Annotated in this window: 22 protein-coding genes; 12 read left to right on the forward strand and 10 right to left on the reverse strand. The window is 55.3% G+C overall.

What is annotated here, in order from left to right; translation table 11 throughout:
- Positions 1-19 precede the first annotated feature (19 nt).
- Positions 20-1,150 (forward strand): tRNA guanosine(34) transglycosylase Tgt, encoded by a 1,131-nt coding sequence (gene tgt, locus NIG5292_RS03490; RefSeq protein ID WP_048598193.1) that lies wholly within the window; start codon positions 20-22, stop codon positions 1,148-1,150.
- 105 nt (positions 1,151-1,255) lie between these two features.
- On the opposite strand, the gene NIG5292_RS03495 is transcribed toward tgt, so the two are convergent.
- The 6 genes from NIG5292_RS03495 to NIG5292_RS03520 form a co-directional block, all read right to left on the reverse strand.
- Positions 1,256-2,323, reverse strand: coding sequence for a TRAP transporter substrate-binding protein (locus NIG5292_RS03495; RefSeq protein ID WP_048598039.1), 1,068 nt, complete (start codon positions 2,321-2,323; stop codon positions 1,256-1,258).
- Positions 2,324-2,357: 34 nt separating this feature from the next.
- Positions 2,358-3,833, reverse strand: coding sequence for a TRAP transporter large permease (locus NIG5292_RS03500; RefSeq protein WP_048598194.1), 1,476 nt, complete (start codon positions 3,831-3,833; stop codon positions 2,358-2,360).
- Between the two features lie 73 nt (positions 3,834-3,906).
- Positions 3,907-4,491, reverse strand: a complete 585-nt coding sequence (locus NIG5292_RS03505; protein WP_048598041.1) for a TRAP transporter small permease — start codon at positions 4,489-4,491, stop codon at positions 3,907-3,909.
- 82 nt (positions 4,492-4,573) lie between these two features.
- A complete protein-coding gene (locus NIG5292_RS03510; protein ID WP_143081923.1) occupies positions 4,574-5,083 on the reverse strand; it encodes a flavin reductase family protein in 510 nt (169 codons plus the stop codon).
- Positions 5,084-5,971: an aldo/keto reductase gene (locus tag NIG5292_RS03515; RefSeq protein WP_048598043.1), complete on the reverse strand. Its 888-nt coding sequence runs from the start codon at positions 5,969-5,971 to the stop codon at positions 5,084-5,086.
- Positions 5,971-7,131, reverse strand: coding sequence for an LLM class flavin-dependent oxidoreductase (locus NIG5292_RS03520; RefSeq protein WP_048598045.1), 1,161 nt, complete (start codon positions 7,129-7,131; stop codon positions 5,971-5,973). Before NIG5292_RS03520 ends, NIG5292_RS03515 begins: the two co-directional genes overlap by 1 nt.
- A gap of 124 nt (positions 7,132-7,255) precedes the next feature.
- Here NIG5292_RS03520 and NIG5292_RS03525 point away from each other — a divergent pair, with 124 nt between their 5' ends.
- From NIG5292_RS03525 to NIG5292_RS03545, 5 genes are all read left to right on the forward strand, one after another.
- Complete coding sequence (locus NIG5292_RS03525) at positions 7,256-8,008, forward strand: GntR family transcriptional regulator (RefSeq protein WP_082136611.1); 753 nt, start codon at positions 7,256-7,258, stop codon at positions 8,006-8,008.
- 12 nt (positions 8,009-8,020) lie between these two features.
- Positions 8,021-9,109, forward strand: a complete 1,089-nt coding sequence (locus tag NIG5292_RS03530) for a Gfo/Idh/MocA family protein (RefSeq protein ID WP_048598047.1) — start codon at positions 8,021-8,023, stop codon at positions 9,107-9,109.
- A gap of 72 nt (positions 9,110-9,181) precedes the next feature.
- On the forward strand, positions 9,182-10,225 hold the full coding sequence (gene dusA / locus NIG5292_RS03535) for a tRNA dihydrouridine(20/20a) synthase DusA (RefSeq protein ID WP_048598050.1): 1,044 nt from the start codon (positions 9,182-9,184) through the stop codon (positions 10,223-10,225).
- A gap of 26 nt (positions 10,226-10,251) precedes the next feature.
- The gene (locus NIG5292_RS03540; protein WP_048598052.1) at positions 10,252-11,076 is read left to right on the forward strand and encodes a sulfite exporter TauE/SafE family protein; all 825 of its coding nucleotides are present in this window, start codon (positions 10,252-10,254) and stop codon (positions 11,074-11,076) included.
- 10 nt (positions 11,077-11,086) lie between these two features.
- Positions 11,087-11,845 (forward strand): hypothetical protein, encoded by a 759-nt coding sequence (locus NIG5292_RS03545; protein ID WP_048598053.1) that lies wholly within the window; start codon positions 11,087-11,089, stop codon positions 11,843-11,845.
- Between the two features lie 71 nt (positions 11,846-11,916).
- Here NIG5292_RS03545 and NIG5292_RS03550 read toward each other — a convergent pair whose 3' ends face one another.
- Genes NIG5292_RS03550 through ccmI form a run of 3 tightly spaced genes read right to left on the reverse strand, consistent with a single transcriptional unit; the run spans position 11,917 to position 13,875 of the window.
- Complete coding sequence (locus tag NIG5292_RS03550; RefSeq protein ID WP_048598056.1) at positions 11,917-12,153, reverse strand: DUF1289 domain-containing protein; 237 nt, start codon at positions 12,151-12,153, stop codon at positions 11,917-11,919.
- 4 nt (positions 12,154-12,157) lie between these two features.
- The gene (ruvX, locus tag NIG5292_RS03555) at positions 12,158-12,637 is read right to left on the reverse strand and encodes a Holliday junction resolvase RuvX (RefSeq protein WP_048598057.1); all 480 of its coding nucleotides are present in this window, start codon (positions 12,635-12,637) and stop codon (positions 12,158-12,160) included.
- On the reverse strand, positions 12,634-13,875 hold the full coding sequence (gene ccmI / locus NIG5292_RS03560; protein WP_048598059.1) for a c-type cytochrome biogenesis protein CcmI: 1,242 nt from the start codon (positions 13,873-13,875) through the stop codon (positions 12,634-12,636). Before ccmI ends, ruvX begins: the two co-directional genes overlap by 4 nt.
- Positions 13,876-14,068: 193 nt before the next feature.
- Between ccmI and NIG5292_RS03565 the strand changes: the two genes are divergently transcribed.
- Entirely contained in the window at positions 14,069-15,313 is a 1,245-nt protein-coding gene (locus NIG5292_RS03565) for a sarcosine oxidase subunit beta family protein (RefSeq protein ID WP_048598061.1), read from the forward strand.
- A gap of 11 nt (positions 15,314-15,324) precedes the next feature.
- On the opposite strand, the gene NIG5292_RS03570 is transcribed toward NIG5292_RS03565, so the two are convergent.
- Entirely contained in the window at positions 15,325-15,516 is a 192-nt protein-coding gene (locus NIG5292_RS03570) for a hypothetical protein (RefSeq protein WP_048598063.1), read from the reverse strand.
- A 95-nt stretch (positions 15,517-15,611) separates the two neighbouring features.
- On the opposite strand from NIG5292_RS03570, the gene NIG5292_RS03575 reads away from it, so the two are divergent.
- The 5 genes from NIG5292_RS03575 to rarD all read left to right on the forward strand — a co-directional run bounded on the left by NIG5292_RS03575 (position 15,612) and on the right by rarD (position 21,226).
- Positions 15,612-15,941: a sarcosine oxidase subunit delta gene (locus NIG5292_RS03575; RefSeq protein WP_048598065.1), complete on the forward strand. Its 330-nt coding sequence runs from the start codon at positions 15,612-15,614 to the stop codon at positions 15,939-15,941.
- Positions 15,938-18,973 (forward strand): sarcosine oxidase subunit alpha family protein, encoded by a 3,036-nt coding sequence (locus NIG5292_RS03580; RefSeq protein WP_048598066.1) that lies wholly within the window; start codon positions 15,938-15,940, stop codon positions 18,971-18,973. The genes NIG5292_RS03575 and NIG5292_RS03580 overlap by 4 nt, the downstream gene beginning before the upstream one ends.
- Entirely contained in the window at positions 18,966-19,532 is a 567-nt protein-coding gene (locus tag NIG5292_RS03585) for a sarcosine oxidase subunit gamma (protein WP_048598068.1), read from the forward strand. Before NIG5292_RS03580 ends, NIG5292_RS03585 begins: the two co-directional genes overlap by 8 nt.
- 118 nt (positions 19,533-19,650) lie before the next feature.
- A complete protein-coding gene (locus tag NIG5292_RS03590; protein WP_048598070.1) occupies positions 19,651-20,250 on the forward strand; it encodes a superoxide dismutase in 600 nt (199 codons plus the stop codon).
- 100 nt (positions 20,251-20,350) lie between these two features.
- Positions 20,351-21,226: an EamA family transporter RarD gene (gene rarD / locus NIG5292_RS03595; RefSeq protein ID WP_048598072.1), complete on the forward strand. Its 876-nt coding sequence runs from the start codon at positions 20,351-20,353 to the stop codon at positions 21,224-21,226.
- Positions 21,227-21,235: the final 9 nt, after the last annotated feature.

Genomic DNA, 21,235 nt, shown 5'->3' on the forward strand with positions numbered 1-21,235 from the left:
AATGGTAAAGGGCAATGATATGGCACAGACTTTCGGGTTTGATCTTCTGGCAACAGATGGGCGCGCACGCACGGGGCGCATCAGCACGCCGCGGGGCGATATCCGCACACCTGCTTTTATGCCCGTTGGCACGGCTGCAACAGTAAAAGCGATGATGCCTGAAAGTGTTGCGGCGACCGGTGCGGATATTTTGCTCGGCAATACGTATCACTTGATGCTGCGCCCTACGGCTGAGCGGATTGCGTCGCTTGGTGGGCTGCATAAGTTCATGAATTGGGACAAGCCCATTCTTACTGATAGCGGTGGGTTTCAGGTGATGAGCCTAGCTGATCTGCGCAAGCTGACAGAAGACGGTGTGACGTTCAAAAGCCATATCGATGGTTCCAAACATATGCTAAGTCCCGAACGCTCTATGGAGATCCAAAAGCTGTTGGGCAGCGATATTGTGATGTGCTTTGATGAATGTCCCGCACTGCCTGCAGATAAGGCGCGGATTGCACAAAGCATGGAATTGTCAATGCGCTGGGCCAAACGCTCGCGGGATGCTTTTGGCGATCGTCCGGGGTATGCGCTTTTTGGTATCCAACAAGGTGGGCTTGAAGAGGATCTGCGCGCGCAAAGTGCCGAGGCCCTGCGGGATATCGGCTTTGAAGGGTATGCGGTTGGTGGTCTTGCCGTAGGAGAGGGACAAGAGGCGATGTTTGGTTGTCTTGATTTCGCACCTGAGCAACTGCCCAAGGATAAGCCGCGTTATTTGATGGGCGTTGGTAAGCCTGATGATATCGTGGGGGCTGTGAAGCGCGGCATTGATATGATGGATTGTGTTTTGCCGTCACGCTCAGGGCGGACCGGACAGGTCTTTACTCGCCACGGGGTCGTGAACATCAAAAACGCACGGCACGCAGATGATCCGCGCCCGTTGGACGAACAATGTAGCTGTCCCGCCTGTCAGAAATACTCGCGCGCCTATTTGCACCATGTCTATCGCTCGCAAGAGATGATTTCGGGCATGCTTCTGACCTGGCATAACCTGCATTACTTTCAGCAGATCATGCAGGAAATGCGTGACGCCATCGCAGAGCAGCGTTTTGATGTATGGGAAAAAGGGTTTCACGAAGGGCGTGCCCAAGGGGATATCGAGCCGCTTTAAGAAAAAGTTGGCCACACACCCTTTATAGACTGACCCTTTGTAGAATGAAAAACGGCGGCTCCCAAAAGAAGCCGCCGTTTCGTGTTTTAAGCGCCTGCGCTGGGCTTATTGGATATCAGCTGCGCGGCCCGCGTTGATTTTAGCCTCAGCTTCAGCAACTGCCGTTTTGAGAGCGCTCAAGATGCGCTCACCACCGTCAACGTTGTCAGTGAACCATGCTTGTACAGGCTCGGCGGCTGCGGCGAACGTAGCTTTTTCGGCTGGCGTCGGCACATACAGATCACCGCCACCTTCAACAAAAGCTGCGTAGGCCTCGATTGATTTGCGCTTTGGTGAGGCAAATGTTGCCTGTTGCAGCGCATAGAAGCCATCCACAACCACGCGGCGCATGTCTTCTGGCATCGCCATAAACTTGTCGTTGCTCATCCACCACAGCGCGCCCATGTAGGCGTGACCGTCAAGCGTGACGTATTGCAGACCTGCATCGGGGAATTTCATGCCCATGATGTCGGTGATGCCGTTCTTTGATCCGTCCACAACACTTGTTTGGAATGATGTGAACAGTTCTGGCCACGGAATTGGCGTTGGGGATGCGCCAAGTGCACGAACCAGCTCTTGGGGAAGGTCTGCAACGACTGTGCGGATCTTGAGGCCTTCAAAATCTGCTGGCTCAGCCAAACGGCGTTTTGTGTTGGCAAAGTTGCGCCATCCGCCCGTGTTACCAATGGTCATCAGACGGATTTTATCGTCACTGTCCTCAAGGGCCATGTCGCGCATTGTGCGCACAAAATCACCAGACAGCACATCTTCCGCGATACGGTCATCAGCCATCAGATAGGGAAGGTCGAGCACCTGCACATAGGGGAAGATGCTTGCAGCACCGCCGGACGTGGAGATGTAGACATCAATAGAGCCGTCAGCCACACCTTGCAGACACTCCGCGCCTTTTGAGCAAAGCTGTGTGCCGATGAACAATTCAACTTCGATTTTACCGTTTGAGGCTGCTTCGACGTAGTTTTTGAACACAACCAAACCGTCATAGTCTTCGTCGTTCTCGTTAGAGTTGGCGGTTGCACGGATTGTGTACTCCGCGTGACCTGCCGCATAGCTTGCAAGGCTTGAGCCTGCGAGTATGGCTGCGCCCATCGCGGCGGTGGTTAGGTGTTTCAGCATGATGTTTCCTCCCTGGAATATTATTGATGCTGGTTTATTGAACGAAGCCCGTCAATCGCGGGATCGTCATCGAAATGGCCGGAATGTAGGTAATCAAGAAAATCACGATCACCTCCACAGCCAAAAACGGTAAAATTGCTTTTGAGATGGTTTCAACTTTTTCGCGGCTCACGGTGGAGGCCACAAATAGAACCAATCCCATGGGCGGTGTGGCAAGCCCTACGGTCAGGTTGACGGACATGATGATGGCGAAATGCACGGGGTGCACGCCAAGCTCTGTAAAGATTGGCCCCAAGATCGGCCCAAGGATGATGATCGCGGGGCCCGCGTCCAAGAACATGCCCACGATGAACAAGAGCATGTTGATCAAAAAGAGCAACACCAACGGGTTTTCCGAAAGGCTTAGAATAGCCTCAGTCAGGATTTGTGGAGCGTACGACAGTGAGACAACTGTTTTGAACGCTACGGCTGCGCCCACCAAAAGCAATACCGCTGATGACGCAAGCGCAGAGCGTGCAATGACGGGCCACAAGTCTTTTAGAGACATTGATTTCAAAATGAAAAAGCTGACGATCAACGCGTAGGCCACGGCAATCGCAGAGGCTTCCGTGGGGGTCATAACGCCTGCCAAAATGCCGCCCAAGATGATGATCGGAGTTTGGAGTGGGGCCACGGCCTTTTTGCACACAACGCGAAAATCGGCACTGACTTGAGATTTGATATAGGCACAGATGCCATGCGCAACCAAGAGAAGCACGGCAAACATGATCCATCCATTGATCTGATCACCGGCCTCAAACAGCCCCGACAGACCATAAAGAAGGCCTGCGATGTTGATCCGGATAAGCCCCCACGCCACATAGGCTTCACGCGTTGTGATGGTCTGGCCTTTTTTGACGATCCGCTCGGCTTTGGGCAGGTCATAGCGGTCAGCCATGAGGCGAACCATAACCATGAGCCCCACGCCAACCATGATGCCCGGAACGATGCCCGCCAAGAAAAGTGCGGCGACGCTTTCACCCATGACATAGGCATAGATGATCATGATGCCTGAGGGGGGGATGATTGGGCCGATTACGCTGGAGGCGGCGGTGATGGCTGCGGCGAACTTCCGGCTGTAGCCGTTCTTTTCCATTGCGGGGATTAGCGTAGACCCAAGCGCTGAGGTGTCCGCCACCGCAGAGCCAGACAGCCCCGCAAAAAGGATTGATGACAGAATATTCACATGGGCCAGCCCACCGCGCAGGTGGCCCATGAACGCTTGGCTGAACTCAACAAGACGGGTCGTGATCCCACCGCGGTTCATGATTTCACCGGCCAGCATGAAGAACGGCAGCGCCATCAGCGGAAAGCTGTCGATACCGTTATAAAGGTTGCGGTAAAGCACGGGCAGATCGCGAGCCGATCCATCAAGAACCAGCAACGCACCGGGCGCAAGCAGTAGGCCAAAGACAACGGGCAGGCCGATCATCAAGAGCACCAAGAACACAGGCAAGAACCAGATCAGCATGACAGGCGTCCTTGTGTGCACGCGCGCAGCGCGGTGGTTTGCAGGTATGACATTGGCTGATAGGTCATGCTGCTCATTCCACAGGCCCCACATCATCAAGTTGCTTAAGTGCTGCAGCGCCACCAAACATTTTGATCACTTGGCGCAGTACCAATTCAACGTTCACAACACACAGACCCACAAAGCCCACAAACAGCGATGCATAGGCGTAAGAGTTGCGGAACCTGATGTCGCGCATGTCAAAAAGGTCCATTGGAATGCGCAACGTTGCAGACCGCCCTCGGCCAGTTAGGCTATCGACGTTGTCCCATCCAAGCTGCGCACAGATCACCAACACGATCATCGCCATAAGCAACAGGACCAAAATCAGGATAGATGACAGTACGCGGGGCAGGGCACGTTCGAACATATCGATGGCCACAAACCCGCCTTGGCGGTAGGCCAGCGGCGCGATTAACCCGGTCATCCAGAGCATCAAAAAACGCGCCCCTTCTTCTGACCAATTCAGCGCGTCACCCATAATGTAGCGGAAGAATACCTGCGCCAAAATGAAGACGACCATCAGTGCTAAGGCGGCGATTGCCAGTACGCGGCCAACCGCCAAAGCGATGTCATTGAACTTTTCTACGGGCCAGAGGGCTGCAAGAAGCAGGGCCATGGCGTTCCTCCCTTTCGTGGTGCCTGCGTCCCGCTCGTTTAGTGGCGGGAAACATCAGGCGGGGTGCGTCAAAGCCCTTGGATCAGGGCTGTGATGCAAACTCTTTATAAGCGCCGCTTTGAAACATAAGCGGTGTGCCGTCACCGATGTGCGCTGCATGCACGCGACCAACAATAATTGCATGATCGCCCGCATCATGAAGGGCGTCCATCTCGCATTCAAAACGCGCCAAGCACCCCTCAAGCAGCGGCACCCCATGGGCGTTCTGGGTAAAGTCCAGATCCGCAAAGGCGTTTGCCTCGCGCACAAAACCGTTTGCAATATGCGCTTGATCGGAGGCCAGAACATGCACCGCGTAGTGTTGTGCTTCGCTGTAACATTCAAAGCGGCGGGCAGATTTCGCGGGGCACCAAAGCACAAGCGGTGGATCAAGGCTGACGCTTGAAAAGCTGTTTGCCGTAATGCCTACCAATTGTTGTTCGGGGGTGCAGGTGGTGATTACGCAGACACCTGTGCCGAACTGCCCAAACGCACTGCGCAAAGCGCGCTGCGCGTCCGGCTCAGAGGTTAGGGGAACGGGGCGCATTGCCATCTAAGCGACCTCGCAGCCAAGAGCAGCGGTGTAAATCTCAAACCATGTCTGACGGCCAAGGTTTACTTTAAGAGCATCGGACAACGCATCGATGCGGCTGATATTATTTGTTCCCATCACTGGCGCAATACGGGCCGGATGACGCAGCAAAAAGGCAACGGCAACTGCGCTTGGCTCAACGCCTGCCTCGCCTGCCACCCGGTTCAACACATTCATGACGGCGGCGTTGTCAAAGATCGATCCGCCACCAAGTGGCGACCACGCCATGACGGGGATGTCGTTCTCTTGCAAAAAGGCCAAGTCACCGTCTGTGAACGGAGTATGGTTCGTCGCCGACAGCTCAATCTGGTTGGCGACCAACTCATTCTCCATGGCAGATTGCAACAGCGAGAAATCCCACGGCTTGAAGTTTGACACGCCAACGGTGCGGACTTTGCCCGAGGCAATTAGGTCATCAAGGGCTTCACCGGTTTCCATTGCGTCCATCAGCGGATCCGGGCGGTGGATTAGCAAGCAATCAATGACATCGATGTTCATGTCGCGCAAAGACGCCTCAACGCTGGCGGTGATGTGTGCAGCAGACGTGTCGTAATATTTCACGCGCGCGCCACTGTGACGGCCAACTGGGGCGATGATATCGCATTTTGTGACAATCTCGATCTGGTCACGCAAAGCAGGCGCCGCTTTCAGGGTCTCACCAAAAAGTGCCTCGGCGGTGTAGCCGCCATAGATATCCGCTTGATCCATGGTGGTGATGCCTTGCGCCAAACAAGCCTCGACTTTGGCTTGCACATGGGCCTGGCTGGTGTCGGTGTCATCGCCCAAGCGCCACATTCCGTAGATGATTTGGCTAAAGCTGAGATCGTCGGTGATTTGAATGCGGTCCATTAGCGGCGCTCTCCTGTCCCAAGGGGGGTTGGGGGTGTTGTTGCGGGCACGCGGCCATAAGCATCTGGCAGCGATACGGTTTTCAAATTTGGCAAAACACGTTTGCCAAAGGACTTACACTCGTCAATGTGGGGGTATCCTGAAAAAATAAAGGCTCGGATGCCCATTTTTTTGTATTCTTCGATTTTTGTCATGACCTGATCGGTGCTGCCGACCAAAGCGGCGCCACAGCCTGAGCGCGCGCGCCCAACGCCTGTCCACAACCCTGGCTCAACGTAGCCGAATTTATCGGCCAGTTCGCGGGCTTTGGCCTGATGGGCGACCCCAAGCGAGATGCTGTCATGGGCGCGGTCGCGGATAAGTTTGCCGTATTCGTCATCAAGTTTGCTGACGATGTAATCTGCGTATTCACGGGCCTCGGCCTCAGTGTCGCGGACAATCATGTGAACGCGCAGTCCGTAATCTAGGGTGCGCCCGTGTCGTTGCGCAACTGCGTGCACATCACGCATGCGCTGTGCAAGCTGCTCTTTGGGTTCGGGCCACATCAAATAGACGTCGCAATGCTTGCCGCACAACTCAAGTGCCGCAGGTGAGTAGCCGCCAAAATACAACAGCGGCCCGCCGTTGATTTGATAGGGGCGGGCGGGGTCTGTTGGCACATTCTCAAAATTATAGACGTCACCTTTGAAGGTGATTTCATCTTGGGTCCACGCTTGGCGCAAAATCTGCACAACCTCGTCACTGCGTTTGTAGCGGTATGCGCTGTCCGCCACTTCGCCGGGGAAGTCAGACGATATAACGTTCAGCGTCAGCCGGCCTTTGAGCATATGATCCAGCGTTGCCAAAGTGCGCGCCAACATGATGGGTTGCATTTCGCCGCACCGAATTGCGGCCAGAAAATTCATACGCTCCGTTAGGGGCGCCATGCCCGCCACAAATGACAACGTATCTTGGCCGACCTGATAAGATGATGGTGCGAGGATGTTGCGGAAGCCTTGGGCCTCGGCCTCAAGGGCGATGTCGCGGCAATGTTCCCAGCTTGAGCGCAAATCACCGTCGGGGACGCCCAAAAACTGGTAGTCATCCGAGCACAGGGCAGAGAACCAGCTGACCTCAGCGGCATCCAGATCGGCGGATGTGGCTGGTACAATTGAGGCCATTCGAATCCCTTCCCAAGCTTTGAGTTGACAAAAGGCTAGCAGTGTCTTTGATGTGTATCAATAGTGTATCAATTTTTGTGTGACGGTTCTTATGATGCTCCCTTTGGGACGCCTGAGAACGCACATGATTAAGGAGCGGGAGGGCCGTGTGGTGCAAAATGAAGCGTATATATCGCCAAGCACGATACGTGCTGCGGATGATACCGCGCTGCCCAAATACATCGCCCTGAGCGAGTTGCTAATCCGTGAAATTGCGGCGGGGCGGCTGGCTGATGGACATAAGTTGCCGCCAGAACGTGACATGGCCGCAGAGCGCGGCGTGAGTGTTGGCACTTTGCGCAAAGCACTGATCATTCTGGAAGAGAAGGGGCTGTTGGAGCGTATCCAAGGCTCGGGTAACTATGTGCGTTCGCGCGGGGGCGTTGAAAGCATTTACGGGTTGTTGCGTCTTGAGTTGCTAACAGGCGGCGGCTTACCCACGGCAAGGCCGATCAGTGTTGATACGATGGACGCGCCCGCTGATGCGCCCTTTGATCACGGGCACCGTATCCGCCGCCTTAGGCTTTTGGATGGCACCGCCGTCGCCATTGAAGAGATTTGGGTCAATACACATGCAATCACAGCCCTTGGGATTACTGACCTGCAAGATGCCCTGTATCTGATGTATGAACAGCGCTTTGGCGTGCGTATCGCGCGTGCTCAAGACAGTGTCGGGATGGACCGGGTGCCTTCTTGGCGGCACGTCGAATTCGGACCGCAAATTGATGATGCTGTAAGCCATATCACACGGGTGGCGCGCGATCTTGAAGGGCGTGCCGTTGAATATTCACAAACGTGGTTTGATGCGAAAAAAGCCGCCTATATCAATCGTTTCTAACGGGAAGCTACTATGACTAAAGTTCGTTACGGCATCATCGGATGCGGCATGATGGCGGGAGAGCACATCCGCAATATTGCGCTCATTCAAGGGGCGGTTGTGACCGCCACTTATGACCCGGTGCGCGAGTTGGCTGAGCAGGCGGCTGCCCTTGCAGGCGGGGCTGAGGTAGCTGAAAGTTTTGACGCGCTTTTAGCCCGCGATGATGTAGACGCGCTTGTTATCGTCAGCCCCAACCATTTGCACATTGGCCAGCTTGAGCAAATCGCGGCCTATAAGCATCGGCCAGTCTTGTGCGAAAAGCCGCTTTATACCGACCCTGCGCAGGCGGCACAGGTGCAGGCATTTGCGGCCAATTATACAGCGCCGGTTTGGGTCGCGATGGAGTATCGCTATATGCCGCCAATTGCGACGCTGCTACAAGAAGCAGCATCGGTAACAGGTGGTGTCAAAATGCTGACCATTCGCGAGCACCGCTTTCCGTTTCTGCCCAAAGTGGGCGATTGGAACCGATTTAATGCAAACACTGGCGGGACGCTGGTGGAAAAGTGCTGTCACTTCTTTGATCTGATGCGCCTTGTCATGGAGGATGAGCCTGTGCGGATCATGGCCAGTGCAGGCCAGTCAGTGAACCACCTTGATGAAACCTACGATGGTCAAACGCCGGATATTTGGGACAACGGCTACGTGATTGTGGATTTCGCCAAAGGCGCGCGGGCAATGCTTGAATTGTGTATGTTTGCGGAAGGCTCAAAGTACCAAGAAGCCGTAAGCGCCGTGGGGCCGAACGGTAAAATTGAGTGCCTTGTTCCGGGACCACGCCGTTTCTGGCCGGATCATTTGGGGCCTGCACCGATCCCGCAGGTGTTGGTCAGCCCGCGCAACCCCGCAGGTGAGACGGTCATCGATGTGCCTGTTGATCCGACTATTCTGGATGCGGGGGATCATAATGGCTCTACGTTCTATCAACATCGCAAGTTTTTCGACGTATGTCTTGGGCACGGCGCTGTTGAAGTGACACTTGATGATGGCGCGCGCGCTGTTGCTATGGGGCTTGCGGCGCAGCAATCTGCGCGCGAGGGCCGTGCGATCTTGCTATAACGCTGCCGGCATATCTGTCGGCTGGGCAATAATCAGGATGCATTGCTCAAACGCACAGGGTAAACGCAGCGTATGACACGACCCGATCAAATGACTTTGCTGAAATCAGCCCGCCTGTCTGTGGCCCCGATGATGGACTGGACGGACCGCCATTGCCGTACGTTTCACCGTGTGCTGTCAGACCACGCGTTGCTCTATACTGAAATGGTAACGGCGCCGGCGTTGGTCCGGGGCGGGGCGCGGCATTTGCTTCGCTTTGATCCGTCCGAGCACCCAGTGGCCTTGCAGCTTGGAGGGTCTGACCCAAAAGAGCTGGCTGAGGCGGCCGCCATGGGCGCGGATGAGGGCTATGCTGAGATTAACCTGAATTGTGGTTGTCCTAGTGACCGTGTGCAGTCCGGCAGCTTTGGCGCCGTATTGATGGAACGCCCGGATATTGTTGCTGAATGCTGTGCTGCAATGATCGATGCGCAGGACGTCGAGGTTACAGTCAAATGCCGTATCGGAGTAGACGACCAAGACCCCGCCGAAGTGCTGCCTGATTTTCTTGCGCGGGTAAGTGCAGCTGGTGTGGGACGCTTTACTATCCACGCGCGCAAAGCTTGGCTTCAAGGGCTAAGCCCCAAGGAAAACCGCGATATTCCGCCGTTGGATTATGAGTTGGTTGTGCGGATGAAGGAAATGTTCCCCCATCTGCATCTTTCTATCAATGGCGGTGTGGCAAGCTTGGATGAAGCCGAAGCGCTGCTTGAACGTGGTTTGGACGGTGTCATGGTGGGGCGCGCTGCATATCACGACCCTGCCGCGATCTTGTCGCAGGCGGATCAGCGCATCTGGGCCAAGCGCGGACCGCGCCCGATGGATGATGTGATTGAGGCGATGGCCGGCCGTATCGAAGCGCACCTCGCCGACGGCGGTAAGCTGCACCAGGTCACGCGTCATATGCTGGGGTTATTTTCTGGACAACCCGGTGCGCGTGCATGGCGGCGCTATCTGTCCGAGCATGCCCCCAAAAACGGAGCGGACGCGCAAGTCCTGCGCGACGCTTATGATCTTATCAAACAAGCGGCAGAAACTGCACAGAACGGCGAAAATAAAGCCTTAGAAGATATATAAAAAGACACATGAGAAGGGGCGCCTAAATGCCTGACGTAGCTGAATTAATACCGTTGGTGACGACTCTTTTGGCGTTTAGTGCCTTTGCGGGCGTGCTTGCTGGTCTTTTGGGGGTTGGTGGGGGCATCGTACTGGTCCCTGGGTATTTTTACCTGTTGTCGTCGCTTGGCTATGATGGCCCTCAGCTTATGCAGGTCTGTGTAGCCACATCGCTTGCGACGATTGTTGTTACATCTGTGCGCTCGGTCCAAAGTCACCATAAAAAGGGCTCTGTAAACTGGGAAATGCTGCGGGCTTGGACGCCCGGAATTGCGCTTGGCGCAGTTGTCGGCGTTTGGATTGCGTCAGAACTTAAATCAGTCACCCTGCAAGGCATTTTTGGCAGTTTAGGGCTTTTGGTGGGTCTCTACATGGCGTTTGGTCGGCCGCATTGGCGATTGGGCGATGTTTTGCCGCGCGGCGTTGTGGGGTACGTCACTTCGTTGGTCGTTGGGTTTTTGTCAGTGCTTATGGGCATTGGCGGCGGTGCGTTCTGCGTGCCTTACCAAACCTTGTTCAACGTCCCGATCCACCGCGCTGTGGCGACGGCGGCCGGTTTGGGTGCGCTGATCGCAGTGCCGTCTGCGATTGGATTTCTGTTCATTGAGATCGAGCCAAGCTCTAAGCCGCCGCTCACTTTCGGGGCAATAAACGTGGTCGCCTTCGGTCTGACAATTTCGATGACATTGCTGACCGCGCCACTTGGGGCGAAGCTTGCCCACTGGATGGACCCCAAGCCATTAAAACGTGCATTTGCGTTTTTCCTAATTTGCGTTGCGGGCAATATGTTGCGCGGCGTGTTTTTGACATAACTTGTAGGTTATGGGGCTGCTTGGATCATCTGGCTTTGTGATTTACCCGCACGATCCGCGGGTTGCTGAATGGTCTGACAAAGCAGCAGAGGTCATGCGCCCGATCGCACGTGATCCCGCGGTGCAGGCGGTTAATTTGCGGCACGGCAATACGTGGTTTGTCGGTGTGGATGCGCTTCCAAATACGCCAGACGGGGCCGTTGGTGATGTGCCCCTGATGGGGGCGTGGCGCGATGCTGTTCCAGCGCTGCCTTTGCACCGCGCTCAGGTCTCGATCATTTATCCCGGCTACCCCAAACAAGACGTGGGCGAGAGTGACGCCAACCACCGCTACCGTTCGAACCGATCAGCCGCCCATGTGGATGGCCTGCTGCCCGTTGGGCCGCAAAAACAACGCTTTGCAATGGAGTATCACGCCTATATTTTGGCGATCCCGCTGGGTAAAGTCGCTGCTGCGCCAACGGTCGTTTGGGAGGGAAGTCAGACAATTATGCAACGTGCCCTACTTGAGGCGATCGGTGATGCGGACCCCTCACAGGTCGATATTACTGACGCCTATCAAGCGGCTCGGCGCGAGGTATTTGACTGCTGCCCAAAGGTTCCGCTCAATATCATAAAAGGGCAGGCGGCTTTGTTGCATCCGTTTTTGCTGCACGGCACGGATCCTTGGGATCCAGAGGTTGGTGATCCAGACGGACACGGTCGCATGACAGCATTTTTTCGTCCAGATTTGGGCGATGGGCGTGCTTGGTTGGATATTGAGCTATAAAGTTCGTTGCCTGTTTCGCACCGGCAGCGAAAGCCTGCGGCGCGGATATTTATCAACAAAAGAAAGTGGGATTAGCGCTTTAAACGTGCGGCCCGTCCGCCGCGGCGTTGCTTTAGCAGGGATGCGCGGTTTGGCAGGTCATCCATCACATTTTTACGCGCGTCGGCAGACAGGGATGACCATACACCGATCTCTTCAATTGATCGCAAGCAGCCTGTGCACAGCCGCGTTTCAGGGTGGATAACGCAAATATTTACGCAAGGACTTTCGATCTCGGCGCGTTGCCAAACGGGGGCATCTGTCGGCATGGTTTTATCCCTTTAAATGGCGCAAACGATCCAGCGCGCCTTGCAAGATATATCCAGCGGCAACGTGGTCAATGACTTCTGCGCGTCGTTTGCGTGATGTGTCCGCCTCAATCAGCGCGCGTTCTGCTGCGACGGTCGACAGTCGTTCGTCCCAAAAGGTGATGGGGACTTTGGCAAAAGCCTCAAGCCGTTCAAGGTTGCGGGCGAACGCGCGTGTAGATTGGGCGCGGGGGCCTTCTGTTCCGTCCATGTTGCGTGGCAGGCCCAGCACAATACCGCCAACTTTGCGGTGGGCGCAGATTTCTGCCAAGGATGCAGCGTCCACGCCGAACTTCTTGCGCTTGATGGTTTCCAGTGGGGTGGCCACTGACATTAATGTGTCACTGACGGCGACGCCCAAGGTAACTGTGCCCAGATCAAGACCCGCAAGGGCCGTGAAATTCGGCAGCGTCTCTGCAAACTCTGCGATGTCTTCAAAAATCATTGGGGTATCCCTGACGCGTCTGCGGCGCGTTTGATAATGGCAAGTGCTTCGGGCGCGTCCGCAAAGCTTTCTTGGGCGTTTTGCCAAATTGCGGTGGCGGCGTCGATCTCGCCCAAAACGCCGTATGCATTGATCAGACGTGCCCAATCGGCGGGTGTGCCGCCTTCGGTTGCAAGGCGTGTGTTGAGCGTGCTGACCATGCCACGGATCATTGTTGTGCGGTCCTCAGCCGACATATCGCGCGCAGCGGCGATGGCTTCGGCAGAGGGGCCAGCGGCATCAGGTGGCAGCTGATACCGGATGCCCGCACGGTCGGCTAAGTCTTCAATCTCGGCGCGGATGGGAACAACCCAAGGGTCCACGGGGCTGCTGGCGTCCAAGAGTTGACGCCAAAGCTGGAACGCCCGGTCCGGCCTACCTGTTTGGGCAAACATGCGCCCGATGTAAAAGCGTGACTGCGGTTGGTTGGAGTCTTTTTGCAGCGCTTGGGCAAAGGCGTTCTCGGCCTCGGGCGAGACATAACCGCCTGCCGCAAGAACCATAAACTCACCCGCCAATGCCCAGTCTTCGGCTGTGGCGTCACTACCTTGGGCACGGATCACGTTTTGTTGGGCCCTGTAAGCGGCGGTGTAATTGCCAAGCCTCGCTTCTGCGTTTGCCAGCAGGCTTTGGCCGCGTGCGTCATCTGGCCGTTCCGCGACTGTGGTGCGCAAAGTCTCAACCAACTCAAGATAGCCTGAGGGCAATTGTTCGGCTGTGGGCTTTCTGAGTGTTTGGCTTGCCTGGCTCTGGGCCATCTCTTGGCTGGGACGCTCGGCGCGCAGCTGTTCGGCGATGCGTAGGCGTTCCGCGTGCGGTAGGTCCCCGTAGCCGGGCGCGCCGATCGTTGCATAAAGACCCAAAGCGCCTGCAATAACAGCGGCACCGCCCAAAACTGCGGCAGCCTTGGTAACCGGTGCTGGTGCGTCGGGGGCTGTCCCGTTTTGGGCCTGCGCAGATGCGTCGGCGGCCAAAAGACGGCGCGAGATTTCAAGGCGCACGGCGTCTGCTTGGTCTTCAGTGACAATGCCGCGTGCCAAGTCGCGGTCAACTTCGGCGAGCTGTGCTTTGTACACATCCACATCATAGCTTTTGGAATCTGCATCACGATCGGCCGTGCGCCAAAACGCCGCGACGATCCAAATCATCGCACTAAGCGCAAGAATGCCGGAAATTGTCCAAAATATAAGCCAAATCATGGTTTTTCTGCCTTTTTCATGCTGGACTATCTAGCGGCTGCGGAACCAAACAAAAAGAGGTCTTGATCATCTGTGCGCAGTTGTCGCAAAACCGCAGGGAAGCGACGCCGCGCGGCTTTCAGCGCATGTTGACCCGTGGCATCACTACCTCAAGATCGATCCTTTCTGCGCCACTTATGTATGAGGCTGCCCGATGAAGAAATATTCTGCCTTCGCAATCGCGAAAGAGGCTTTGACATATCACAAAGGGTGGGGCCGTGCGTGGGCAAAACCTGCGCCCAAAAGCCATTATGATGTGATCATTGTTGGTGCTGGTGGTCATGGATTGGCCACTGCGTATTACTTGGGCCGCAACTTTGGCATCACAAACGTAGCGATTATCGAGAAAGGTTGGCTGGGTGGCGGTAATACCGGCCGCAACACGACGATTATCCGATCAAACTACCTGCAAGACCCATCTGCTGCGATTTATGAAAAAGCGCGCAGCCTGTACGAGACCTTGTCGCAGGATCTGAACTACAATATTATGTTTAGCCCGCGCGGTGTGATCATGCTGGCGCAGACCCATCACGAGGTGCGCGGCTATAAACGCACGGCCCATGCCAATGCGTTGCAGGGCGTCACGACAGAATGGATCGAGCCTAAGCGCGTCAAAGAACTGGTGCCGATCATTAACTTGCATGGCCCCCGATACCCTGTTCTGGGTGGCCTGTGGCAAGCGCGTGGCGGTACGGCCCGTCACGATGCGGTTGCGTGGGGCTATGCCCGCGCGTGTTCCGACATGGGTATGGACATTATTCAGCAAACCGAAGTGACAGCGGTGAAACGTTCGGGCGGGAAAGTGACAGGCGTTTCTACGACGCAAGGGGATATCAGCTGCAACAAGCTTGGTGTTGTCGTTGCAGGACATTCCGGTGTGCTTGCGGATATGGCGGGCTTCCGTTTGCCTATTGAATCTGTGCCGCTGCAGGCTTTGGTGTCAGAGCCGATTAAGCCATGCATGGACGTGGTTGTGATGGCCAACACGGTCCACGGTTACATGAGCCAATCCGACAAAGGTGAGATGGTCATCGGTGGTGGTACAGACAGCCATAACGCCTACACACAGCGTGGTTCTTTCCATCATGTTGAAGAAACTGTGCGCGCGCTTTGTGAGACATTCCCAATGATCTCGCGTCTAAAGATGCTGCGCCAGTGGGGCGGGATCGTTGATGTAACGGGAGACCGTTCGCCTATTTTGTCCAAGACGCCAGTTGAAGGTATGTTCATCAACTGCGGTTGGGGGACAGGCGGGTTCAAGGCAATTCCGGGATCTGGCTGGGGTATGGCAGAGTTGATCGCCAAAGGACATTCACCTTTGACTGATCAGTTCGGCTTAGACCGTTTCCGCGAAGGCCGCTTCATCGACGAAAGTGTTGCCGCAGGGGTGGCGCACTGATGCGGATGATGTCAGGTCTTTTTGTCGTCGCGTTCGGCTTTTGCGGCAGCGCTGCCAAAAGCAATCAAGTCGCTCACGTCAACCTCGCGCCCGCCTCTGGCGGCTTTGCGGCGCTTGATAGCGGCCTGTTCGCGCAAAAACATGATAACGGCAAAAGCAACAACTGCTGCGCCGATACACAGCAAAATAGTGGTCTGATCCAAGAGTTCACTCCTTTCGTGGTGCGTGTACTGAACGCCCTTGTTTCAAGCCTAACAGTAAACCCCATCGATTTCGCCCTAAATAACGGAGCTGCCCGATGCTGATCCTTACATGCCCATATTGCAGCGTCGCCGCAGATGAAACAGAGTTGTCCGCTGGCGGCGAAGCGCACGTTAAACGTGAAACTGTTGGCGCAGATGACGCGGCGTTTGAACAGTATTTGTTCCAGCGCGAAAATCCCAAAGGCATCCATTTTGAGCGCTGGCGTCACGCAGCCGGTTGCGGCAAGTGGTTCCACGCGGCGCGCTGCACAAATACGCTTGAAGTGTTTGGCACTTACAGCGCGCAAACGCTTGAGCCTCCGAAAAACATTACTGACGCGATTAGCGCCGCCCGGCCGGGTTGGACATGGAGAAACTTTTCATGAGCACACGTTTGGCAAATGGCGGCCGTCTGATTGACCGAAACGCCAAAGTAGATTTCACACTTAACGGCAAACGCCTGAGCGGTTTTGCAGGTGACACTTTGGCTTCTGCCCTTTTGGGGGAAGATCAGATGTTGATGGGCCGGTCTTTCAAGTATCACCGTCCACGTGGTGTAGTTGCCTCAGGTGCGGAAGAGCCGAACGCGTTGATGAATTTGGGCGAGGGCAATACGTTCGAACCCAACGCGCGCGCCACAACCACACCGCTATTCGGGGGCCTGAAGGCCGCTAGCCAAAACCACTGGCCCAGCCTTGAATTTGATGTCGGTGCCATCAACAAGCATTTGTCGCGTTTTCTGCCTGCGGGTTTTTATTACAAGATGTTCATTCACCCGCGGCCTTTGTGGAAGCATGTCTACGAGCCGTTTATTCGTCGTTCTGCGGGGCTTGGCCGCGCACCTGAAGCTGAAGCGCGTGATCCCGATACCTATGAGCATTTTTACCATCACACGGATGTTTTGATCATTGGGGGCGGCACGGCGGGTTTGAGTGCTGCTCTTACTGCGGGGCGTGCCGGTCTTGATGTGACCTTGATGGAACAAAACGCCGAGTGGGGCGGCCGCGCACCTGTTGACGCAACCTGTGGTGGGCCGTCTGAAATTGACGGTGTTTCCGTTGACGAGTGGATCAATAACGCCATTCAAGCCCTAGAAAAGATGAAGAATGTCACTCTGCGGACCCGTACAATGGGCGCGGGGGTGTATGATCACGGGTATGTGCTTTGCTATGAGCGTCTGCGGGATCACGCGCCGGAACTGGATGGTCCGCGTCACCGTTTGTGGAAAGTCCGCGCGCAGCAGATCATCACAGCAACCGGTGCGATTGAACGGCCTTTGTCTTTTGCTGGCAACGATATTCCGGGAGTTATGTTGGCGTCCGCGGTGCGCGATTATGCTGTGAATTATGGCGTCAGTGCGGGCGACCGTACGGTTGTTGTGACCAACAATGACGATGCGTACCGTACGGCGATTGCCATGGTTCAGGCGGGCTTGTCCGTGCCTGCCATTGTTGATGCGCGCACGATGGCCGATCAGGGGCTGGTGTCCCAAGCCCGCGCTTTGGGCATTGAAGTAAAGCAGGGCATGGGCATCGCCAAAGTCAAAGGCACCAAACGTGTGACCGGTGTCGCGCTTTGTTTGCAAGCAGGCGAAGGTGCCGTCCTTGAGGAAATCAAATGTGATGTGGTTGCAATGTCAGGCGGCTGGAGCCCCGTTGTGCATATGTGGTCACATTGCGGTGGGAAGCTGACGTGGGATGAGGACGGGCAGTTTTTCCGCCCTGATCCAGATCGCGCGCCAACAAGCCACGACGGCAAAGCGTTTGTAAGTGTTGCTGGTGCTGCGAACGGACATATGATGCTGGGCGCAGGCCTTGCTGACGGTGCAAGCTGTGCAGCCAAAGTCGTTGCTGCGTGCGGCAAAAAGGTGAAGGCCAAAGATCCTGTTCCGTCTGCAACTGACGTGACTGAGGCGCCGATGGCACCGGTATGGATTATGCCCCAAGGCGCGAATATCTCGCTGCGTGCGAAGATGTGGTTGGACTATCAGAACGACGTGAAAGTGAGCGATGTTCAGCTGGCTGCCCAAGAAGGCTATGAGAGTGTTGAGCACACCAAGCGCTACACCACGCTTGGCATGGCTACAGATCAGGGTAAGCTCAGCAATATCAACGGTCTGGCGGTTCTTTCGGGTGCGCTTAATGCGCCAATTCCGGCTGTCGGCACCACCACATTCCGTCCGCCTTACACGCCAATTTCTATGGGATCGATCGCAGGTGAGGCGAAGGGTGATATTTTCCAACCCATGCGCCGAAGCCCGCTTCACGATTGGCATGACGACAACGGCGTATACTGGGAGCCAGTGGGTCATTGGCGCCGTCCATATTGCTACACGCGTGATGGCGAGAGCCACGCAGATGCAGTTAACCGCGAAGTGAAAAACACGCGTGAAAACCTTGGTCTGCTGGATGCCTCAACTTTGGGTAAGATCATTGTCAAAGGCCCAGATGCGGGTCGTTTCCTCGACATGCTCTACACGAACATGATGTCGAACCTGAAAGTTGGCCGCTGCCGCTATGGTTTGATGTGCTCAGAGAACGGCTTTTTGATGGATGACGGTGTTGTTGCCCGCATCGATGAGGACACGTGGCTGTGCCACACCACATCCGGTGGGGCGGATCACATTCATCAACACATGGAAGAGTGGCTTCAAACCGAATGGTGGGACTTGAAAGTCTACGTTGCCAACGTGACTGAGCAATATGGTCAGATCGCTGTTGTTGGCCCGAACGCACGCAAAGTTCTCGAAACCCTTGGTGGGATGGACGTGAGCCAAGACGCGCTGTCATTTATGGGATGGGCTGATGGTACGCTTGCGGGTATTGATGTGCGCATTTTCCGCATCAGTTTCTCGGGTGAGTTGTCCTACGAGATTGCCGTGAAGGCAGGCCAAGCCCGCGCCCTTTGGGACGCAATCTATAAAGCGGGCCAAGGCTTTGGGGTGATGCCCTACGGTACTGAAACCCTTCACGTTCTTCGTGCCGAAAAAGGCTTCATCATGATCGGTGACGAGACTGATGGCACGGTCATTCCGCAGGACCTGAACCTGCAATGGGCGCTGTCGAAGAAAAAAGAAGACTACCTTGGCAAGCGCGCACATGAGCGTAGCTTTATGGCCGATCCTGCCCGCTGGAAACTGGTCGGTTTGCTGACTACGGACCGCAGCGTGATCCCTGATGGGGCGTATGCGGTTGCAGACGGGGTCAATGATAACGGTCAGCGCAACACTCAAGGACGCATCACATCAAGCTACTACTCCGCCACAATGGAGCGGGGTATTGCCATGGCGTTGGTTAAGGACGGTCCGGACCGCATGGGCGAAGTGTTGACCTTCCCCAAGACGGACGGAACCGAAGTGCGTGCGGAAATCGTTGATCCTGTATTTTACGATAAAGAGGGGGCTAAGCAAAATGTCTAAGGCGATCTCGGCCCTGAACGGGCAACGTTTTGAAGGGGCGGTTACGGTCAAAGACCTTGGCCCGCGCGGCATGATTACACTGCGCGGCGATCTTTCATCTGCCGCTGTGAAAAAAGCGGCAACAAGTGTTAGTGGCGCAGAAATGCCCCAAGCCGGCATGTGCACGATTGCGAAAGATCAAGGCATCGCTTGGATGTCGCCTGACGAATTGCTGGTGGTTCTGCCCTATGCGGATGTGGATGGTGCGATCGCGAAGATGGGCAAAACGCTAAAAGATACGCACCACTTGTTGGCGGACGTTAGTGACGCGCGCAGCATTATTCGCGTACAAGGCACCGGCGTGAGAGACGTTATTGCGAAATTGAGCCCCGCTGATATGCGCCCAAGCAGTTTTGCTGTTGGCACGATGCGCCGGACGCGGATGGCCCAAGTTGCTGCTGCTTTTTGGATGCGGGATGCGCGGACAATCGACGTGATCTGCTTCCGCTCTGTGTCCGAGTACGTCTTTGGTATCTTGAGCGCTGCCGCAGCCGAAGGTGCAGAGGTTTATCCAAAGTAGTCTGCGCACAAAAATAAGCGGCTCGCATTTGAACGCGCCCCTTGACGTAGGGGCGGTGTCGCCTCATTTCATGCGGTAGCGAACCGTAATATCAATTGACGAGAGAGGAGCCTCACAGATGGCTTTTGAACTTCCTGATCTTCCCTATGCACATGATGCGCTTGCTGCGCACGGTATGTCTGCAGAGACGCTTGAGTACCACCACGACCTGCACCACAAGGCTTACGTGGACAATGGCAACAAATTGATTGCCGGCACCGAGTGGGACGGCAAATCTATGGAAGAGATCATCGTCGGCACATATGATGCGACTTCTGTTGCCCAAAACGGCATCTTCAACAACATTAGTCAGCTTTGGAACCACAACCAGTTTTGGGAGATGATGGGCCCGAATGCGTCTGCAATGCCGTCCGAGCTTGAAAAAGCGCTTGTGGAGAGCTTTGGTTCAGTCGACGAGTTCAAATCCCAATTCAGCGCTGCTGGCGCAGGCCAATTTGGTTCTGGTTGGGCATGGTTGGTGAAAGACACCGACGGTGCGTTGAAAGTGACCAAGACAGAAAACGGAGTGAACCCGCTTTGCTTCGGTCAAACTGCGTTGCTTGGTTGTGATGTATGGGAGCACAGCTACTACATCGATTTCCGCAATAAGCGTCCTGCGTATCTGACCAACTTCCTTGATAACTTGGTCAACTGGGAGAACGTCGCTTCACGCATGTGATAGCGCACTTGTTTTTTGAATAATTGAGCCGCCGCCTGAGGATATCAGCGGCGGCTTTTTTCATTTGACCCGCCGCTGGAATGGGCGCACTGCATGCGTCATGAATGAAAGTTTCAAAGGTGTTGCGGCCATGATTGCCGCCTGTGTCGTGTGGGGGCTGTCGCCGCTTTTCTACGCACAGTTCAGCGATATCCCGACCATTGATATTTTGGCGCACCGGACTCTTTGGTCGCTTTTGTTGTTCGCGGGCGTTTTGATGTTTCAGCGCCGCTTGTCACAAATCCCCAAGGCTCTTTCGACCCCGAAGAACATCGCGATCATTACGACTGCGTCGGTGATGATTGCAATTAATTGGGGCCTGTTCATATGGGCGACAAAAGTGGGGCGTGTTACTGAAACATCGCTTGGATATTACATCTTCCCGCTTGTGGCGGTTGTTTTGGGCATGTTGGCTTTTGGTGAAAAGTTGAGCCGCGCCCAAGCCCTTGCGGTTGGCCTTGCAGTGGTTGCAGTAAGCGTGCTGGCCATTGGGACACAAACCCCACCGTGGATTGCTTTGGCTTTGGCTGTGACCTTCGGGATTTACGGATTAATCAAAAAGCGGCTTGAGGCAGGTCCTGTTGTTTCCGTGGCGTGCGAAGTGCTGTTATTTGCGCCGCTCGCTGCTATATGGTTGATCTGGTTTGGTGATCTGACGGTTTTTGGCAATCTTGCGGAGCTGCTCTTTTTGGCGCTTTGCGGGCCTATGACAGCCATTCCACTGATGTTTTTCTCATATGCGACCAAGCGTGTTCGTCTTGGAACAGTTGGCTTGGTCCAATACTTGAACCCCACATTGCAGTTCGTCTGCGCGGTTTTGATTTTCAAAGAACCGTTTGGTGTCTGGCACGCGGTTGCGTTCGGCCTCATTTGGACCGCTCTTGCGCTGTACTCGGCCGCATCGTTGCCCAAAAGTCGCGCTCACCGCGCGGCGTAGTTGGGTTTT

The organism is Nereida ignava, assembly GCF_001049735.1.
Lineage (GTDB): Bacteria > Pseudomonadota > Alphaproteobacteria > Rhodobacterales > Rhodobacteraceae > Nereida > Nereida ignava.

What these genes read in the sequence shown, in the direction of transcription:
- NIG5292_RS03495 (WP_048598039.1), bottom strand. Translation starts at nt 2,323, where the DNA reads ATGCTGAAACACCTAACCACCGCCGCGATGGGCGCAGCCATACTCGCA.
- NIG5292_RS03540 (WP_048598052.1), top strand. Translation starts at nt 10,252, where the DNA reads ATGCCTGACGTAGCTGAATTAATACCGTTGGTGACGACTCTTTTGGCG.
- NIG5292_RS03550 (WP_048598056.1), bottom strand. Translation starts at nt 12,153, where the DNA reads ATGCCGACAGATGCCCCCGTTTGGCAACGCGCCGAGATCGAAAGTCCT.
- NIG5292_RS03530 (WP_048598047.1), top strand. Translation starts at nt 8,021, where the DNA reads ATGACTAAAGTTCGTTACGGCATCATCGGATGCGGCATGATGGCGGGA.
- NIG5292_RS03585 (WP_048598068.1), top strand. Translation starts at nt 18,966, where the DNA reads ATGTCTAAGGCGATCTCGGCCCTGAACGGGCAACGTTTTGAAGGGGCG.
- NIG5292_RS03575 (WP_048598065.1), top strand. Translation starts at nt 15,612, where the DNA reads ATGCTGATCCTTACATGCCCATATTGCAGCGTCGCCGCAGATGAAACA.
- ccmI (WP_048598059.1), bottom strand. Translation starts at nt 13,875, where the DNA reads ATGATTTGGCTTATATTTTGGACAATTTCCGGCATTCTTGCGCTTAGT.
- NIG5292_RS03565 (WP_048598061.1), top strand. Translation starts at nt 14,069, where the DNA reads ATGAAGAAATATTCTGCCTTCGCAATCGCGAAAGAGGCTTTGACATAT.
- NIG5292_RS03515 (WP_048598043.1), bottom strand. Translation starts at nt 5,971, where the DNA reads ATGGACCGCATTCAAATCACCGACGATCTCAGCTTTAGCCAAATCATC.
- rarD (WP_048598072.1), top strand. Translation starts at nt 20,351, where the DNA reads ATGAATGAAAGTTTCAAAGGTGTTGCGGCCATGATTGCCGCCTGTGTC.
- ruvX (WP_048598057.1), bottom strand. Translation starts at nt 12,637, where the DNA reads ATGATTTTTGAAGACATCGCAGAGTTTGCAGAGACGCTGCCGAATTTC.
- NIG5292_RS03580 (WP_048598066.1), top strand. Translation starts at nt 15,938, where the DNA reads ATGAGCACACGTTTGGCAAATGGCGGCCGTCTGATTGACCGAAACGCC.
- NIG5292_RS03590 (WP_048598070.1), top strand. Translation starts at nt 19,651, where the DNA reads ATGGCTTTTGAACTTCCTGATCTTCCCTATGCACATGATGCGCTTGCT.
- NIG5292_RS03505 (WP_048598041.1), bottom strand. Translation starts at nt 4,491, where the DNA reads ATGGCCCTGCTTCTTGCAGCCCTCTGGCCCGTAGAAAAGTTCAATGAC.
- NIG5292_RS03525 (WP_082136611.1), top strand. Translation starts at nt 7,256, where the DNA reads ATGATTAAGGAGCGGGAGGGCCGTGTGGTGCAAAATGAAGCGTATATA.
- dusA (WP_048598050.1), top strand. Translation starts at nt 9,182, where the DNA reads ATGACACGACCCGATCAAATGACTTTGCTGAAATCAGCCCGCCTGTCT.
- NIG5292_RS03500 (WP_048598194.1), bottom strand. Translation starts at nt 3,833, where the DNA reads ATGCTGATCTGGTTCTTGCCTGTGTTCTTGGTGCTCTTGATGATCGGC.
- NIG5292_RS03510 (WP_143081923.1), bottom strand. Translation starts at nt 5,083, where the DNA reads ATGGCAATGCGCCCCGTTCCCCTAACCTCTGAGCCGGACGCGCAGCGC.
- tgt (WP_048598193.1), top strand. Translation starts at nt 20, where the DNA reads ATGGCACAGACTTTCGGGTTTGATCTTCTGGCAACAGATGGGCGCGCA.
- NIG5292_RS03545 (WP_048598053.1), top strand. Translation starts at nt 11,087, where the DNA reads ATGGGGCTGCTTGGATCATCTGGCTTTGTGATTTACCCGCACGATCCG.
- NIG5292_RS03520 (WP_048598045.1), bottom strand. Translation starts at nt 7,131, where the DNA reads ATGGCCTCAATTGTACCAGCCACATCCGCCGATCTGGATGCCGCTGAG.